This is a genomic window from Streptomyces torulosus (genome assembly GCF_001419765.1).
GTDB classification, from domain to species: domain Bacteria; phylum Actinomycetota; class Actinomycetes; order Streptomycetales; family Streptomycetaceae; genus Streptomyces; species Streptomyces torulosus.
This window is the reverse complement of sequence record NZ_LIRK01000109.1, coordinates 1-16,272: the sequence shown is the minus strand read 5'-3', so window position 1 is coordinate 16,272 and position 16,272 is coordinate 1. Positions and strand designations below refer to the sequence as shown.

At 67.4% G+C, this 16,272-nt stretch carries 15 protein-coding genes and 1 pseudogene; 4 read left to right on the top strand and 12 right to left on the bottom strand.

The genetic code is table 11. From position 1 onward, the window contains the following. Positions 1 to 170: 170 nt before the first annotated feature. Complete coding sequence (gene tamR / locus AOK23_RS08455) at positions 171 to 668, top strand: MarR family transcriptional regulator TamR (protein ID WP_055712124.1); 498 nt, start codon at positions 171 to 173, stop codon at positions 666 to 668. Here tamR and AOK23_RS08450 read toward each other — a convergent pair. Then, on the bottom strand, positions 627 to 1,478 hold the full coding sequence (locus tag AOK23_RS08450; protein ID WP_055712123.1) for a response regulator transcription factor: 852 nt from the start codon (positions 1,476 to 1,478) through the stop codon (positions 627 to 629). The genes tamR and AOK23_RS08450 overlap by 42 nt on opposite strands. Before the next feature lie 250 nt (positions 1,479 to 1,728). Between AOK23_RS08450 and AOK23_RS08445 the strand changes: the two genes are divergently transcribed. Next, positions 1,729 to 2,184, top strand: a complete 456-nt coding sequence (locus AOK23_RS08445) for a GNAT family N-acetyltransferase (protein WP_079049372.1) — start codon at positions 1,729 to 1,731, stop codon at positions 2,182 to 2,184. A gap of 163 nt (positions 2,185 to 2,347) precedes the next feature. Here the strand turns inward: AOK23_RS08445 and AOK23_RS47750 are convergent, their stop codons facing one another. The 11 genes and pseudogenes from AOK23_RS47750 to AOK23_RS08390 all read right to left on the bottom strand — a co-directional run bounded on the left by AOK23_RS47750 (position 2,348) and on the right by AOK23_RS08390 (position 15,061). Next, on the bottom strand, positions 2,348 to 2,953 hold the full coding sequence (locus AOK23_RS47750; protein WP_157877976.1) for a hypothetical protein: 606 nt from the start codon (positions 2,951 to 2,953) through the stop codon (positions 2,348 to 2,350). Beyond that, entirely contained in the window at positions 2,907 to 5,222 is a 2,316-nt protein-coding gene (locus AOK23_RS08435; RefSeq protein ID WP_055712121.1) for a DUF6571 family protein, read from the bottom strand. Before AOK23_RS08435 ends, AOK23_RS47750 begins: the two co-directional genes overlap by 47 nt. Continuing rightward, on the bottom strand, positions 5,222 to 5,740 hold the full coding sequence (locus AOK23_RS08430; protein WP_055712120.1) for a hypothetical protein: 519 nt from the start codon (positions 5,738 to 5,740) through the stop codon (positions 5,222 to 5,224). Before AOK23_RS08430 ends, AOK23_RS08435 begins: the two co-directional genes overlap by 1 nt. 114 nt (positions 5,741 to 5,854) lie before the next feature. Next, complete coding sequence (gene mycP, locus AOK23_RS08425) at positions 5,855 to 7,228, bottom strand: type VII secretion-associated serine protease mycosin (RefSeq protein ID WP_055712119.1); 1,374 nt, start codon at positions 7,226 to 7,228, stop codon at positions 5,855 to 5,857. A 1,552-nt stretch (positions 7,229 to 8,780) separates the two neighbouring features. After that, the gene (locus AOK23_RS08420; RefSeq protein ID WP_079049371.1) at positions 8,781 to 9,347 is read right to left on the bottom strand and encodes a hypothetical protein; all 567 of its coding nucleotides are present in this window, start codon (positions 9,345 to 9,347) and stop codon (positions 8,781 to 8,783) included. A gap of 259 nt (positions 9,348 to 9,606) precedes the next feature. Next, positions 9,607 to 10,785 carry a galactokinase gene (gene galK, locus AOK23_RS08415; RefSeq protein ID WP_055712125.1) on the bottom strand — a complete coding sequence of 393 codons (1,179 nt, stop codon included), beginning with the start codon at positions 10,783 to 10,785 and terminating at the stop codon, positions 9,607 to 9,609. A 201-nt stretch (positions 10,786 to 10,986) separates the two neighbouring features. Beyond that, positions 10,987 to 11,949, bottom strand: a complete 963-nt coding sequence (galE, locus tag AOK23_RS08410; protein WP_055712118.1) for a UDP-glucose 4-epimerase GalE — start codon at positions 11,947 to 11,949, stop codon at positions 10,987 to 10,989. Next, the gene (gene galT / locus AOK23_RS08405) at positions 11,946 to 13,007 is read right to left on the bottom strand and encodes a galactose-1-phosphate uridylyltransferase (protein WP_055712117.1); all 1,062 of its coding nucleotides are present in this window, start codon (positions 13,005 to 13,007) and stop codon (positions 11,946 to 11,948) included. The genes galE and galT overlap by 4 nt, the downstream gene beginning before the upstream one ends. Before the next feature lie 412 nt (positions 13,008 to 13,419). Beyond that, on the bottom strand, positions 13,420 to 13,716 hold the full coding sequence (locus tag AOK23_RS08400) for a hypothetical protein (RefSeq protein ID WP_055712116.1): 297 nt from the start codon (positions 13,714 to 13,716) through the stop codon (positions 13,420 to 13,422). Next, positions 13,703 to 14,603, bottom strand: a pseudogene (locus AOK23_RS08395) (hypothetical protein). The gene AOK23_RS08400 and the pseudogene AOK23_RS08395 overlap by 14 nt, the downstream one beginning before the upstream one ends. 35 nt (positions 14,604 to 14,638) lie before the next feature. Then, a complete protein-coding gene (locus AOK23_RS08390) occupies positions 14,639 to 15,061 on the bottom strand; it encodes an ATP-binding protein (protein WP_055712115.1) in 423 nt (140 codons plus the stop codon). A 214-nt stretch (positions 15,062 to 15,275) separates the two neighbouring features. Here AOK23_RS08390 and AOK23_RS08385 point away from each other — a divergent pair, with 214 nt between their 5' ends. Together AOK23_RS08385 and AOK23_RS44005 are read left to right on the top strand one after the other, a co-directional pair. Further along, the gene (locus AOK23_RS08385; protein WP_055712114.1) at positions 15,276 to 16,127 is read left to right on the top strand and encodes a helix-turn-helix domain-containing protein; all 852 of its coding nucleotides are present in this window, start codon (positions 15,276 to 15,278) and stop codon (positions 16,125 to 16,127) included. Beyond that, positions 16,124 to 16,272: DUF397 domain-containing protein (locus tag AOK23_RS44005; protein WP_206336152.1), on the top strand; the 149-nt coding region annotated here is incomplete at its 3' end. The genes AOK23_RS08385 and AOK23_RS44005, both read left to right, overlap by 4 nt.

Below are 16,272 nucleotides of genomic sequence, written 5' to 3'. Positions count from 1 at the left end.
CGGTAGGGGTGGTGGGGCTGGTGGGGGGCATGGTCGGGCTACCTCCTCGTAAGTCCTCAAGGCCGGACACCTCACTCTCGTACGGGAAGTATCTCGACGTCAAGAAGCTTCACAACAACCCTCTTGATGCCAAGAGACTTCACATCGACACAACCACTACACTGATCGCCATGGAGGACGAGGTCGATCGGCTGGTCGCAGCGTGGCGCCGGGAGCGCCCCGACCTCGACGTGGAGCCGCTTGAAGTACTCAGCCGGGTGAGCAGACTGGCCCGGCATCTGGACCGTGCGCGCAGGCTGGCGTTCGCCGAGCACCAGCTGGAGCCGTGGGAGTTCGACGTCCTGACGGCGCTGCGGCGCGCGGGTACGCCGTACCAGCTCTCCCCCGGTCAACTCCTGACGCAGACGCTCGTGACCTCCGGGACGATGACGAACCGCATCGACCGCCTGGCGAAGAAGGGGCTGGTCGAGCGGTTGCCGGACCCCAGCGACCGTCGGGGCGTGCTCGTGCGGCTGACGGACGAGGGCAGGGACCGGGCGGACCAGGCGCTCGCCGGACTCCTCGACCAGGAACGAGCGATCCTGGCCGAGCTGTCACGGGCCCAGCGAGGTGAACTGGCCGGGCTGCTACGCCAGTTGACCGCCCCGTTCGACAACATCCCCGGTTAGGTCGACGGGCCCGACGCCGGCCCGGCGGGCGAGCGCGACGGCGGCGAGGGTGCTGTGGACGCCCAGCTTGCCGAGGACGTTCTGCATATGGGTGCGGACGGTGTGGGGCGACAGGAACAGGCGCTCGGCGACGGCTTTGCGCCCCAGGCCCGCCACCATGCACCGAAGCACTTCCCGCTCACGCGGCGTGAGGGACTCGACGAGCCGCTCACTCTCCGTGCGGTGCTTGCGGGCGGCGGTCAGTTCGCGGAGCACGCCGGTGAGGAGGGCGGGCGGCAGATGCGTCTCGTCGCGCAGCACTCCGCGGATGACGGTGAGCAGCCGCGAGAGCGAGCAGTCCTTGGCGACCCATCCGGAGGCCCCCGCCTGGAGGGCGAGCGCGGCCCGGCGCGGGTCGTCCTTCTCGGCGAGCACGACGGTCCGTACGGTCGGCTGCCCCGTCCGCACACCGGCGACGAGGGATATGCCGTCGACGAGGCCGTCCTCGCCGGTGTCCTGCACGGGCACCGGCCCGGAGACGGCGGCGACGGGCCCGCGGCCGGCCGTCGGCGCCCCGGAGCCGTACGCGGCCCCTCCGGGGAGGTGGCCGGAGCGCGGGGCGGGCGGCTGACCGTGCCCGCCCAGATCGGCGTCGACGAGCAGCACGTCGAACTTGCGCCCTTCCGCCGCCGCGCGATCCAGACAGCGCAGCGCGGCCGGGCCACTGCCGGCCGCGGACACGTCGACGTCGGGCTCGGCGGCGAGGGCCGCGGCGAGCGACTCGGCGAAGATGCGGTGGTCGTCAACGACCAGGACTCGGATGCGAACCACTGAAACCCCCACTGGTCGGGGGACGACCGGCGCGGGTACGGCGCCCGGAATGTTCCCCGGTTTACACCTGGGACGGGGCGCCGCAGCCGCACGGCCGCCGCCGTGCTGAACCGCTACCCCCACTCCGGGCGTCGTACCCGACTTGTCTCGCCCCCTGATCAGCACCGGCCCCCACCGGCGCTGTTCATCAGGGTAAGGCCGGGGGGCAGGAGCGGAAGGTAATTTGCAGAACTGGTTGGCCAACGCGTTTATGGTGTGCCGCATGTTTCGGATCGAGACAGAAGTCGACAGAGAACGAGCCCAATTGCTGCGTTCCCGGCTGCGGGCCACCAACACGGCGGCCTCACCGGTCCTGCGCGAGCTGCGCGGCACCCCCGACGAACGGGAGACGCCCCTGCATATCTGGGCCCTCGACGAGACGGGAACCCTCATGGGCGGCCTGGTGGGCCACACCTGGGCGACCTGGCTCCACGTCACGTACCTGTGGGTCGACGAGAACGCCCGCGGCTCGGGCCTGGGTTCCCGCCTCCTGAGGGAGGCCGAACGCACGGCCCACACCGACCGCGGCTGCCAGGCCTCCCGCCTGGAAACCTGGGACTTCCAGGCCCCCGACTTCTACAAGAAGCTGGGCTACGAGGTGGTCTGCGTGATCCCGGACTATCCACCGGGGATCACGGAGTACACGCTGACGAGGCGGTTGGGGTGAGGGGGCGCCGGTTGGTACGGGGTGCGCCCCGGACGAGTCGATCCTGCGGAACGGGGGGACATGCCCGCTACGAGTGCCGCCTTGTCCTTCGCCGCTGGTTACTCGGCGTGGGCGCCCGTGGGCATCTCGACCCCTTTGAAGGGGTTCGCACCGTACGCCGGGATCACTGCGGTGGCGTGGTGCAGGCTGCAGACTTCTCGACCTCCCTGGTGTAGGCGAGGATGAGGCGTTTCATGGCATCGGCGTCCCTGTGCTTGGACCCCTGTGCCTGCACTGCCGTATACAGTTCTTGTCCGTATTTTTTATCGACACAGCTTTTGGTCTTTCCAAACGCCTCGTAGCCCGAGTAGAGGAACCTCCCTCCCTCCATCGACTCTTTCGGATCGTCCAACGTCTGCCCACGCGCAAAGTAGGCCGTTGTTCTACCCTTCTCCAGCCAGAATTGCGTGACGTTCACTACAGACGTGTTGTCGACGACAACGTTGCATCTCCGCCAGTCGATTCCAGAGTCCGATGTAACAGAGATATTTTTCCCGACCGGCAGAAAGGCAGTCAAATCGCTGCGGTCGACAGCAATTCCACACAGAGCCCGAGGCACCTTGTATTCACGCTTCGACTCTCCTCCGCTGCACCCTGAAACCATGGGTACGCATATCATTGCCACGACAGCGGCGGACTTCCCAAGAAGGCCGTTTTCTACTCTCCTCACCAGATATCCCCTATCAAGAGCCAGCGTATCCTGTAATACTTCCCGGGGCTTGGCCTTCAAGAATTGCGCGTGCATTGATATACCCTTGCCGGGCGGATCCTCGCGCCCACAGGCTCGCGTCCCCTGCGTCCACTGATCCATGACTCTCGGCTGCAAGCCGCGCGGCAGAAGCCGTAATCTCCCCGTTGGACTCGAGGCCCCTCTGCCAGACTTCTCCTCCTGTTTTCTGGGCATCGGCCAGGGCCGTTCCTTCGGCATCCTGGAAAACAGACTCCAGCACTACACTCGTGACCGTTCCTGCACCTCCACCAACAGCCGCACCGACCCAGGGTGTGGCCAGGAACGAAGTCCCAACTCCGACCGCTGTACCCACTCCACCGGAGATCCAGTTCTTGTACTGGGCCATGGAGTGGGCGTACCCCTTGTCCTTGTCCGAAGCATCCTGACCGATAGCCTCCTGCTGACCAATGCCAAGCGTCCCTGAGATTTCTCCCGAACTTCCCGCGATTTGCCTCACGACAATTTCCGGGTCCTGGGAAACGCGCTGACCCTCGGGAAGGTCAGGATTCAAGTGATGATCCATCAGCTGAGCCATGTAGGCCTTCTGGCCCACCTCGACAGCAGCGTAGCCCTCTTCATTTTGACCGAGTGCGAACAGAAGCTTACTCACGTCGGCGTGGGCGAGTTCGGCTTCGGAGCCGTGAACCGGATACATCCGTTGAATATCGCGCCAGTCAGCCGATTTCCCGTCTCTCTCCACATCGCTCAGCGCCCGATTGATGTCCGGCAAGTATTCTGACGTGATCTGCCCGACGCTGTCCGACATGTATCCGTGATCGGTAAGGCGTCCTGGATTGTCTGCGATAGACGCCACCAGGCTTTCCATCAACTTCGTCTGAGCCGCATTGTGAGGCGATGTGTCCACCGTCGGCATCTCTCCTGCCGGATGCCCGGTCGTGGCGGCTTCGATTGCCATTGCCAGGTTGTTGCGGCCGGCGATGCTGTCCTCGCCCTTGGAGTCCAGTTCCTGAGGCCAGTCGCGCTCCTCGAAGAGGTAGTCGAAGTTGGTGAGGGACCTCTTGACCTCCTTGCCGCCCTTCTCCTCGGTGAAGTCGTGGTCCTCGTTCTTCGTGACGAACGTGTCGTTGAGGAACTGGGTCGCCGCGTCCGGGTTGTTGGACAGGGCCTTCAGGTATCCGGTCATCGGGTCCCAGCCGGAATCGGTCCCGGTGTGGTTGAGCAGCGGGTCCATGCCCATGGGCTGCCAGGCTCCGTGCCTGCCGTTGCCCGTGACCTTCTTCTCGGTCTCGATGAGCTTGTCGCCGTACCGGTGGAGGAACTTGTCGTCGAAGTCGCCCCACCGCATGAGGTTGCTCATGACCTGACCGCCGAGCGCGTACACGCCTTCGCGGCTCACCGGCTTGTCCACCAGACCGACCATGGTGTTCTTCCACTCGGTCATACCAGTCGTGTCGCTCTGGCTCGCGTTGGCGAGGGTGAGGCTGAGGTTCTTCTGCAGCTCGTCGAACTGGTCAGACCGTCCAATTCGCAAGTCCCGGGGACCGTTGGGGTCGTTGATACCGGCCCAGAAATCCAGTGTTCCGCGAGCCCCTAGGCTCGTCGCGAACTCGGCGGCGAACAGATCGTCGTTCGCGTACTTCTTGAGGCCGTCGTTGAGCCGGTCGAACTCCCGCTCCGTGAGGTCTTCCGGGTTCTTCTTCGCGAGCTTGGCGAGGTCGTCGGCCCGCTTGAGGGCATCTGCCGCAGAGTCGCGGTTCTTGTAGCTCGCGTCGGAGAAGCCCAGCTCGGTCTGGTCCACGAGTGCTTTCAGCACCCTGCTGGCCGAGTTGTCGCTCTCTGTCGCGGCGTCGAGGATCTTCTGGACCTCGTCACGCAGGGCGGTCACGTCTTTCGCGTCGTGCTCGGGAACCGTCGTCCCCTTCGCGGCGCGGTCGGGATGGATGTTCATCGTCACGGTGAAACCTCCGCCCTGCGTGGAGGTGACCGTCAGGTTCTTCTTGAGGCCGCGGCTGATGGCGGCCTGGAGCTTGTCCTGGTACCCCTTCAGTTCCCCGCGCGTGTCCCTGAGGATGTTCCGGATGGACTCGGCCTGCGTGTGCGCGTCCTCGAACTCGCCAGCCGTCTTTCCGATGAACTCCTTGGAGACCGTGGCGTTCTCGCCGGTCCAGTTGGCCTTGTTCGCGGCACCTCTGAGTCCCTTGTCGGCCGCCTCCTTCAGTTCAGCCAAATTGCTGACCGTGGTCGACCAGTCCTCGATGGCGTCGTCGAGAAGCTTGAAGCTGGCGAAGCGGAGTGCGTCGAGATCCATCAGTCGTCCTTCTTGCCCTTGTCAGCCGCTTCGCCGTACAACGGGTTCTTCTGGCCAGGTGCTCCGACTCGCTCGTCGAAGCCAGCGTCCAAGGTGTCGATGCTGCTCAACTTGCGACCGATGTAATGATCGCCGTCGATGTGCAGTTTCTTCGAGACCGTCATGTGGTTCGAGATGTGGGCGCAGGCGTCCCGGAGTGAGGTCAGCTGCTCCTCCCAGCGGGTCGACACATGCTGAAGCGCGCCGCCCAGCGCGAGACCCTGTTTCGTCAGGTCGCCTGCGGCCTTGTCGCTGCTGGACACGGGAGCGCGGCCCTTGTCCCACAGTTTCCCGTGGAGATCGAAGGCGTGCTCACCGATCTTTGCGAGGTCGCCCTGGCTGGCGGTCAGATCCCCGTACTTGCCCGAGCCCGGGCCGCTGGACGACCCACTGCTCGTCTCCAACTGGTTCAGCCGCATTCCGTCGGGCTGCCGCTCGGCCGCCTGCGACTTCAACTGCTCCCACTCGTCCCACGCCATGCGCGGTACTCTCCCGTTCCTCGTCCAGGTTCACGGCGCTGCCGACTGTTGATGTGCCTCATTACCGGTAAAGGGTGGCTTGCTGGGCGCGGAATACGAGGCGCCCGACCGCCCTCAGACGGCGGCGTCCGGTCCTCGGCCGGGAGGGATGTCGCTTCCGGATCCCGGAGGAGGGTAGTGCGGCGCATTCGGGAAGCCCGCGGCCGGATTCGGGGGTTGGCTTCCTGAGGAGTGCGTAACCGTCGGGTAGGGCGCGGCGGCGTTCACGGCTCGCCGTTTACGGACGAGGACTACGGCGGTCCCCCAGAGAAGCGCGAGGGCGAAGGCGCCGAAGGCGATCCATACGAAGGGGTCCGTCTTGGAATCTGAAGACCTCTCCTCAGCGCTCTTGTCCTTGGCCGGGGCATCGGCGGCGTCCGTCACGGACGACGGGTCGGGGGACGGCGGCGCGGATGCGGCGGCCGCGAGGTCCGGCAGCGGGTACTCGTCGGCGGGGCCGGGGTCACCGGGGTTCTGCAGGGCGACGCGGGGGCGGACGATGCCGTATCCGATGGAGTCGTTGCGCTTGGCGCCGTCGGTGGGGGCGCCGATGGTGTTGAGCATGACGCGGAGGACCTGGTTGTTGGTCCAGGTGGGGTGCTTGGACCAGATGAGGGCGGCCGACGCTGAGGCGATGGCTGTGGCGTCGCTGGTGCCGTGGGACTTGCAGAAGCCAGTCCCGCTGCCACAGGCTGCGACCATTCCCTCCCCTGGTGCAGCCATGTCCACCTGAGGACCGTACTGAGATTCGGCAGTCTTGTGCAGATCCTTGCCGACCGCTCCTACCCCCACAACCCCTGGGGTGGCTGCGGGATACTCAGGCTCGTTCCCTTCATCACCACTGTTGCCAACCGCTGCAAAGATCAATGCTCCCTTGTCCAAGGCGTACTTCACTGCGTCCGACAGCTGTTGGGATCCCTGGGTTTGCCCCATGGAGATGTTGATGACCTGCGCACCCTCATTTACGGCATAGCGAATCGCCTTTGGGGCCACGTCATTGAACTGTCTGTTCGCATCGGCCACGTTGGCCGCCGTCTCGGCCTTGGGCATGCGGATGGGGAGGATCTTCGCGTTGGGGGCAAGCCCGAAGGAACCCCGACCACCGTTGTACGCGCCAGTCCCGGCGATCAAGGCCGCCATTCCCGTGCCGTGTCCCTCATAGTCCGTGTGCTCGTCTCCGGGCTCGGCACCGGCATAGTCCTTTCCCTGAAGGACTTGCCCCTCCAGATCGGGAGTGGTCGGGTCGACCCCGCTGTCGATGACGGCGACCGTGATGCCTTTGCCGGTACTGGCCTGCCACATCTGCTCGGCCTTCATGGCGTCGAGAAACCACTGCTGATCGCGAATCGACTCAGCATGTGCCGGTGCTCCTGCAACACCCACCAGCAGCAGGCCGAATATCGCCGCTGTCGCGGCGCGATGGCTCCCTCGTGTACTGGCGGTACCCATGCGGCTTGCTCTCCGTTCCTACATTCCCGTCAGTCGATGACCGGTGGCACGCTACGACCGTTGCCCTGCCGCTGGGGCTCCTTGTCAGTGGTCGAGCGGCGTGGCGCGATGCCCCTGCCACCTGTGCCCGCTGAGGGGTTCGCCTGAGCCACCGGACGAGCATTCTTTCCTCTGTTCTCCCCAGGGCGAGCCCCGCTCGAGGTACCGCCCACAACGCCACCTCGGGGCGTGTTGCTGGCGTTCGCGCCCAATCCGGCCGTTCCAGCACCGGAGGGGCCGGGAGCGCCAAGCACACCACGCCCCGTGCGCTGAGGAGTGCCGCCGATGACACCGCTCGTCGAAGGAGGGAGGTTCCGACCGAGCATCTGTCCCTGTTGACCGACGATTCGTCCTGTAGTCGTGGGTCCGGCAGTGGGACCGCCGGAGACACGACCAGTCGCACCATGTGCTCCCACGACCGTTCCACGATGGATCGCTCCTGTGGGTCCGCCTGGAGGCGGAGCAACTGGGCGACCTCCGATGACGCCGGTCCCGCCCGGCGCGCGTGCGGGATTCGGCGAAGAAGGTACCGAACCGGGCACCTGAGGCACTCGGCCGGTTACACCCGAAGGCCCCTGCGCAGCCGGGTTCTTGGGGACAACATTTGGTCCGACTCCTGGAACTGGGGGTACGAAGTTCGACTGCGGAGCCGTTGCCGAGCCGTCTACCCGCCCTGTGGGGGCTGGGCTGCTCCCAAGGCCCGTCGGCTTGTCCGGCAGCAGCGTTTCGACGGAGTCGATGCCCATTCGGGTCGGTGGAGCATGCTCCGAAGGTGTAACCCGCCCGTGCGGATGGCTTTCCGACGATCGCCTCACACTGTCAGGAGCATTGTTGGGGGTCTCCCGGGCTCCGGCGGAATCCAACGGTGCGCTTTCGCCACCGGAAGAGACGCCTTGAACAAAAGTATTCGGGCGTACTTGAATGGGGCTGTCGCGTCGGCTGGCACTCTCCGGTGGCAGAACCGCCTCCGGCGGCGGCGGAAACTTAGGCCTCTCCAAGGCGTTCAGCTGCACCGCCGAGAACTCGTACGCCTGCCCCAGTTTGGTCATCTCGGCGGCTGCTTCCCTGCGGACCTTCTCCTTGTTTTCTGCCAAGGCCGCCAGTTCCGCGGTCGACTTGGTGGAGATGGTGTCCGCGTCCGGGTCGTTCGGGGCCGATGCCGCCGCGACTCGGTTGGACTCGGCGGCCCCCGCGTCGCGAGGGATCGCCGCCTGGGCGCGGGCGATCGCGTTCGACGCCTGCGCCAGCCATTTAGCTGAGCTTTCGCTGAAGTCGCCCAGGCGGAGCGTGGAGTTGGCGAGGTCGGCGGTCCAGGTGCGGAACGCGTTCGCGCCCTCGCCCTTCCACTCGACCCACTGCGGGCGGATCTTCAGTTCCTCCGCGATCTTGTGGATCTCTTCCGCCGCCTTGGCCAGGCGGTCCGCGGCCGCCTGTACCGTTCCGCTGTTCGCCTGGTCCAGCCACTGCAGCATGCGCTCGTGGCTCATGTCCTCGAAGGGGTTGCCGCCGGGCATCAGATCGTGCCTCCCGCGTCGCCACCGTCCGTCGGTGTCTGGGGTTTGGTCTGGGGCCCGCTGCCCGTCTCTCCGGGTGCCGTCGCGTCGCGGGGCGAAGCCTCGGGGGACGTCGGCAGGCCGGGGTCGTACGTGCCGCCGTAGTGTTCCGTCGTCTCCGCGCTGATCGTGGCCATGCGGTCGCGGATGTCGAGGTCGATGTTCTGGTAGCCCTTGTGGGACGCCATGACGGCGATGCCCATGCCCTCCATCGAGTCGGAGAGCAGCTTGGAGAGGTTCTCGAGCTCCGTGATGACCGTCTCGTACGCGGTGAACAGGCCCGCCGCCTGCGCCCACTCGCCGTTGCCGCCGCCGAACTGCGCCCGGGCCAGCGGCTCCTGGCCCACCTTGCCGGGGCCCGCGTCCGAGTCCTTGAGGTCGGTGATCAACTGGTCCACGCGCTTCTGGAACGCCGTGAACGACGACAGTTCCGTCGCCACGTCCGCGGCCGCGTCGCGCGCGGTGTCGAAGATGCCCGACACCCACGAGGGGCCCGTCGCGCCGCCCGTCGAACCCCCGTCCGCCATCACTGCCCTTCCCGTAGCACCGGCAACTCACCGACCACTTTAGCCATTTGCTGTGACAGTGTGGTGTCCAGGGCGAGCGGAGCGCATGCGGGTTCGTACTCAGGCGTGGGGCGCGGATACGGCGGTGAGCGATCTTGCTGTGGATGCCGGCGAGCGTTCGCGGGTGAAATGCGGGAAACACATGCGCGAGGCCGCGCCCCACCGACGGTGTACGCGAAGCGGTACGTCGTCGGCGCGGCGCGGCCCACGCAGGACTGGGTCAGGACACCCGCCGTGCCCCCGCCGACGGCACCGCCACGAACACCCTCGGCGCCGTGAAGTCCGCCGCGGCGAACGCCTCCTGGATCGCCTTCGTGACCGTGTCCGCGTCCGCCGACTCGACCAGGACGATCGCCGAGCCGCCGAAGCCGCCGCCCGTCATCCTCGCGCCCAGCGCGCCCGACGCGATCGCCGTGTCGACGACCAGGTCCAGCTCGGGGCACGAGATGCGGAAGTCGTCGCGCAGCGACGCGTGGCCCTCGATCAGGACGGGGCCGATCGCCCGTGTCCCGCCCGCCTCCAGCAGCGCGACCACCTGCTCGACCCGGTGGTTCTCCGTGACGATGTGGCGGACCAGGCGGCGGACCTCCTCCTCGTCGCCGAGGCGCTCCAGCGCCGCGTCGAGGTCGTCGTACGCCACGTCCCGCAGGGCGTCCACGCCCAGCAGGGCCGCGCCCTTCTCGCAGCCGGCGCGGCGCTTGCCGTACTCGCCCTCGCTGTGGGAGTGCTTGACCTGGGTGTCGACGACCAGCAGTTGCATGCCCTGGGCCGCCAGGTCGAAGGGGATCTGCTTCTGGGAGAGGTCACGGGTGTCGAGGAACAGGGCGTGGCCCTGCTCGCAGCACGCCGACGCCGTCTGGTCCATGATGCCGGTGGGCGCGCCCACGTAGACGTTCTCCGCGCGCTGGCACAGTCGGGCCAGCTGCCAGCCCTTCAGGCCGAGGTCGAAGAGGTCGTTGAGGGCCAGGGCCACCACGACCTCCAGCGCGGCCGACGAGGACAGGCCCGCGCCCGTCGGGACCGTCGACGTCAGGTGCACGTCCGCGCCGGTCACCGCGTGGCCGGCCTCGCGCAGGGCCCAGACGACGCCCGCCGGGTACGCTGTCCAGCCGCGGTCCGACTCGGGGGCCAGCCCGTCCAGCGTCAGCTCGACCACACCGCCGTCCACGTCGGAGGAGTGCAGGCGCAGGACACCGTCCGTGCGGCGGGAGACCGCGGCGACCGTGGTGTGCGGGAGGGCGAAGGGCATGACGAAGCCGTCGTTGTAGTCGGTGTGCTCGCCGATCAGGTTGACCCGGCCCGGCGCCGCCCACACCCCCTCCGGCGCCGTCCCGTACAGCTCCTCGAACCGCTCGGCGACAGCGACCTCGGCCCCGGACTCGACGGCCCTGGCCTCCATGGCCCCGACCTCCATGGCCTCGCCCTCTACGGCCTCGCTCATGCCCTGACCCTGACCCTTCCTTGCCCACCGGCCGGCGATCCGGCCGAACCTACCGACCGCGACTCCGGCCGAACCTACCGACCGGCACCCCGGCCCACACCCACCCCGGCCGACACCCACCCGGCCGACACCCTCACCGGTGCACGGCCGGGGACGACCTCATCCGGCCTGTCGCCGCGCGAACTCCCACGCGTCCGCCACGATCCCCGCGAGGTCCGCTCGGGACGGGTTCCAGCCGAGGCGGTCGCGGGCTGTGGCCGCGGAGGCGACCAGGATCGCCGGGTCGCCGGCGCGGCGGGGGGCGACGACCTCGGGGATGGGGTGACCGGTCACCTTGCGGACCGTCTCGATGACCTCGCGGACGGAGAAGCCGTTGCCGTTGCCCAGGTTGCAGATGAGGTGCTCGCCGGCCACCGCGGCGTCCAGCGCCAGCAGATGCGCCTCGGCGAGGTCCGCGACATGGATGTAGTCGCGGACGCAGGTGCCGTCGGGCGTCGGGTAGTCGTCGCCGAAGACGGAGATCGCCTCGCGGCGGCCCTGCGCGACCTGAAGGACCAGCGGGATCAGGTGGGACTCGGGATCGTGGCGCTCGCCGCAGGAGCCGTAGGCGCCGGCCACGTTGAAGTAGCGCAGCGACACCGCGCCCAGGCCGTGGGCGGCCGCCTCGCCGGTGATCATGTGGTCGACGGCGAGCTTGGAGGCGCCGTAGGGGCTGGTCGGGCGGGTCGGCGCGGACTCCACGATCGGGGTGGTCTCGGGCTCGCCGTACGTGGCGGCCGTCGACGAGAAGACGAGCCTGCGCACGCCCGCCTCGCGCATCGCGCCGAGCAGCGCCATGGTGCCGCCGACGTTGTTGTCCCAGTACTTCTCGGGCTTCACGGCGGACTCGCCGACCTGGGAGAACGCGGCGAAGTGGAGCACCGCGTCGAAGGACGCGTCCAGCCACTTCGCGGCGTCCCGGATGTCACCCTCGATGAAGGACGCGCCCGTCGGCACGCCCTCGCGGAAGCCCGTGGAGAGGTTGTCGAGGACGACGACCTCGTGGCCCGCCTCCAGCAGATGCTGGGCGACCACGCTGCCGACGTAACCGGCACCGCCCGTGACCAGGTACTTACCGCTCATGAACTCGCTACCTCTCGCAGTCGCTCGGCCGCGCGCTCCGGCGGCACGTCGTTGATGAACACGTTCATGCCGGATTCGGAACCCGCGAGGAACTTCAGCTTGCCGGAGGTGCGGCGGATGGTGAAAAGCTCGAGGTGGAGCGCGAAGTCGTCGCGGTTGACGCCCTCGAACTCCTCCAGCGCGCCGAACGGTGCCTGGTGCCAGGCGGCGATGTACGGCGTGGGCGGTTCACCTTCGCCGAAGATCCGGTCGAAGCGCCTCAAGAGTTCCAGATAAACCTGGGAGAACTCTGCACGCGCGCCCTCGTCGAGCGCCAGGAGGTCCGGCACGCGGCGGCGGGGGTAGAGGTGGATCTCGTACGGCCAGTGCGCCGCGTACGGCACGAACGCCACCCAGTGCTCGGTCTGGAGGACGATCCGGTCGCCGGCGAGTTCGCTCTCCAGTACGGCGTCGAAGAGGTTCTCCCCGCCGGTGGCGTCCTTGTGGGCGGCGAGCGAGCGCAGCATCAGGGCGGTGCGGGGGGTGGTGAAGGGGTAGGCGTAGATCTGCCCGTGGGGGTGGCCGAGGGTCACGCCGATCTCCGCACCCCGGTTCTCGAAGCAGAAGACCTGTTCGACGGAGGGGAGATGCGACAGCTCCGCGGTGCGGTCGGTCCAGGCGTCCAGGACGAGGCGGGCCTGCTCCTCGGTGAGGTCGGCGAAGGACGCGTTGTGGTCCGAGGTGAAGCAGACGACCTCGCAGCGGCCGGAGTCGCCGGCCAGTGACGGGAAGCGGTTCTCGAACACGACGACGTCGTACGAGGAGTCGGGGATCTCGCTGAGCCGGTCGCCCTCGGAGGGGCACAGGGGGCATTCGTCGGCCGGCGGGTGGTAGGTGCGGCCCTGCCGGTGCGAGGCGATCGCGACGGAGTCGCCGAGCAGCGGGTCCCTGCGTACCTCCGAAGTGGTGACGGTGCGCTCCAGGGGGCGCTTGTCCACCGCGTCGCGCACGGTGTCGTCGCGCAGGTCGTAGTAGATCAGCTCACGACCGTCGGCCAGCCGGGTCGAGGTCTTCTTCACGCCGGACTCCCCATCCGTACCCGCAATCGAGCGATCAAGCGATCAAGCCATCACGACATCGAGCTCACCAAACAGAACCGAACACATCAAAGCACAAGTCCCCACGCTCGTCACCATCACAATTAAACAAAGATCACCAGAAACAAAGATCACTTTGAACTGTCGTCCGAAGTGAGCTGTGCATGCGGAATCTCGCCGTGTTCCTCGGCGCCGGGCTCGCCCGCCCGAGGTCGGCGAGAGCGAGCCCCGGCCTACCCGAGCCCCTTGCTTCCGCCCTGGAACAGGGGCGGTCAACTGCTCAGCTCGATTCTGTTCGGCCTGGCCGCATCCTGATCGGGGAGGTCACCCAGCGGAGCAGCACGCTCGGGCCAGGGGGCACTCTGCTCGGAGCGGCTATCGGACGCGGTGCGGGCTAATCGTTGCGGATGACCTCGGCAGCGGTGCCTGCCACGGACGCCCTGGTCAGCCAAGCGAGGAGCAGTTTCTTCGAACAACAGGACTCGAGCCGCGCGCGAAGCATCAGCGTCGGCTCGATCCCGCGCCACTCAAGCATCCGCAGAACGGCACGCCGACGCGCTGCCATGTCGCGTTGTTGCAGCGCGACCCAGTGGACGTACGCCTCCTTCTGCTCCTCGCTCCACTGGGCGAAGGACACTTTGAGCAGGCTCTGGTCGAATGCAGCTGCGATGTCGGGGTCAGGTTCGGGCACGGAACAGGTCCTCGGCCTCGGCCACATGGAGCGCCCGTTCCCCCCAGACCTTGAGCTGCGCGCGGTCCATGCAGGAGGTGACTCGTTCACGGACCGTGTCCGGGACCGGAATGCCCCGCCACTCGAGAACCTCGATGATCATCTCGGCTCGGCCCAGGATCCGACCCTGCTCCCGGCCTTCCTCCCGGCCTTCCTCCCGCGTCTGCTCGGCCAGCGGGTGTCGCCAGAAGTACTGCATATCCGTCATCAAGTCCCTCCACAGCTTTCGCGCCTGGGGGTCCACCAGGCATGAATCGACGAACTGCACGAAGACCGCGGCGCTTTCCGCGTCAAGGCTCCGCAGGGCGGCTACCAGGGATTCCAGTATGGCGGCAGCCTGGACGCCCTTACCATGTGTCATCGCCGAGAGCGCCGCGAGGGCCGGGTCCTGCAGGGCCGTCCACTCGTCCGCGATCACCGGGACGTTGTCCGGGCCCAGCACCAGGGGTCGCACTGTCAACGAGGGGCGGCCGCGCACACCCAAATGGATGGGCTCCCCCGCCCAGCGCGCGGTCGCGGCGTTCTGGGTGATCACGATGAGCACCGGGTCGCACCGGTACTTCGCGTACAGGTAGCTGAGGTAGTACGGCCAACTGCGTCTCTTGTCCTCGTCCTTCTTGCCCTGTGACTCGACGACCAGGAGGTACGTCCCCTCATCGGTCTCCGCCCTCAGCAGCGTGTCCACGCGCCGCTCGACCGGCTCGATCTCCGTGAGGTCGACGTTCATGGCGGCGAACTCGCGCGGCTCGGGGAAGGGCACGTGCAACACCCTTTGCAAGGGTGCGGGTGAGTAACGCGGGGTCCTTCTGGAAGATCCGGTGCAGTGCCTCGTGCGACGAGCTGACCATCGGCTCTCCCTCCTTTCGTTCGGCTGGTCAACGAGTCACGCGGCGGCAAGGTCACACAGCAGTTCGCACCACACGTATTTGCCCGACTGTCCGAACCGGGACGACGGCTGCCAGCCCCAGGTGTTCGTGCAGGCCCGTACGAGGGCGAGGCCCCGGCCGGCCTCGGCGTAGGGATCGCCGGAGCGGACGGGCGGGCCCGGTGGCTGGGGGTGCGCGTCCCACGCGCCGATCCACAGCGCGCCGCCCGTCCAGCGCACGCGCAGGGCCGCGGGGCCCCTGGTGTGCAGCACGGCGTTGCCGATCAGCTCGGTGGCAAGGAGTTCGGCGGTGTCCAGGAGGGCGGGGAGGCCGTGCATGGTGAGGATGAGGCGGAGCGTACGGCGGGAGACGGTGACGGCTCGGGGGTCGTGGGGGATGTGGAGGACGTATTCCCAGGGGTCGGCGCCGGTTTCGGGCATGGGTGAACTCCATGAGTGTGCGTGGGGGTTGATCGGGCTCAGCGGTGGCATTGCCTCAGCCGTCACGGCATGACGGAGTGGTGCGCTTCCGGGACCCCGGCGTTTCGCAGAGTGTGCGGCACGTCACCGACAGTAGGGTAGGAATTCATACCCTCGCAGCGCTCTGCCGTAATCTGACACCCGAACGTGGAGTCGCGGAGAGGCAGTTGCCCGGATGACCATGCGGAACCAGCCCGCGGCACGACAGGTGCGCCTTGGGTCCGAGCTACGCAGACTGCGGGAGGCGGCAGGCAAGCCCGCCAAGGAAGTGGCCGGGCTGCTCAAGGTGAGTTCCGCGCACATGAGCCAGATGGAGGCCGGGAGTTCGGCGATCAGCGAGGAGCGGCTGCGAAGGCTCGCGGCTCACTGCCTCTGCACGGACGAAGAACTCGTGGAGGCTCTGGTCACGATCGCGACGGAGAACACGCGCGGCTGGTGGGACGACTACCGGGGAGTCCTGCCCCAGGTGAATCTGGACGTCGCCGAGGCGGAGCACCATGCGAGGTACCTCCACGAGGTGTCCGTCGGCTACGTACCCGGGCTGCTCCAGACCCCCGACTACGCCCGAGCGGTGTTCAGCTACAACCGACCAGAGCTATCCGACAGCGAGCTGTCCCCTCGGGTGGAGTACCGGATGCGGAGGCGCGCGGTCATCGAGAGGGACGTCCCCCTGGCGTACGAGACGATCGTCCATGAGTTCGCCCTACGCGTCCGCGTGGCCGACCGGCAGACCTCACTCGCTCAACTCCGGCGCATTCTGGATGAGATCGAGCAGGGCCACGTGACGGTACGCGTCATCCCCATCGACCAGGACGGCTTCGGGGGCGCCGCCGCCTCGATGATGTACCTGGGCGGTCCGGTGCCCCAGCTGGACACCGGTCTACGTGACGCCCCGACCGGCGTCCTGTTCATCGATGCGCAGGCGCAGTTGAAGCAACTCCGAACGCTCTTTCGTAAGGTGAGGGAAGCGTCTCTGGAACCCACAGCGTCGCGGGACTTCATCCACCGTTTGGCGAAGGAGCTGTGAGAAGCGTGCCGGATCAAGCCCCGCTCTGGCAGAAGTCCACGTACTCCGGCGGCGGTGAAGGGGACACCTGCGTCGAACTGGCCGCAGCCCCCGTATGCATACGCCTCCGCGAGTCCGCCGCCCCCGCCACCAGCCTCAGCACCGC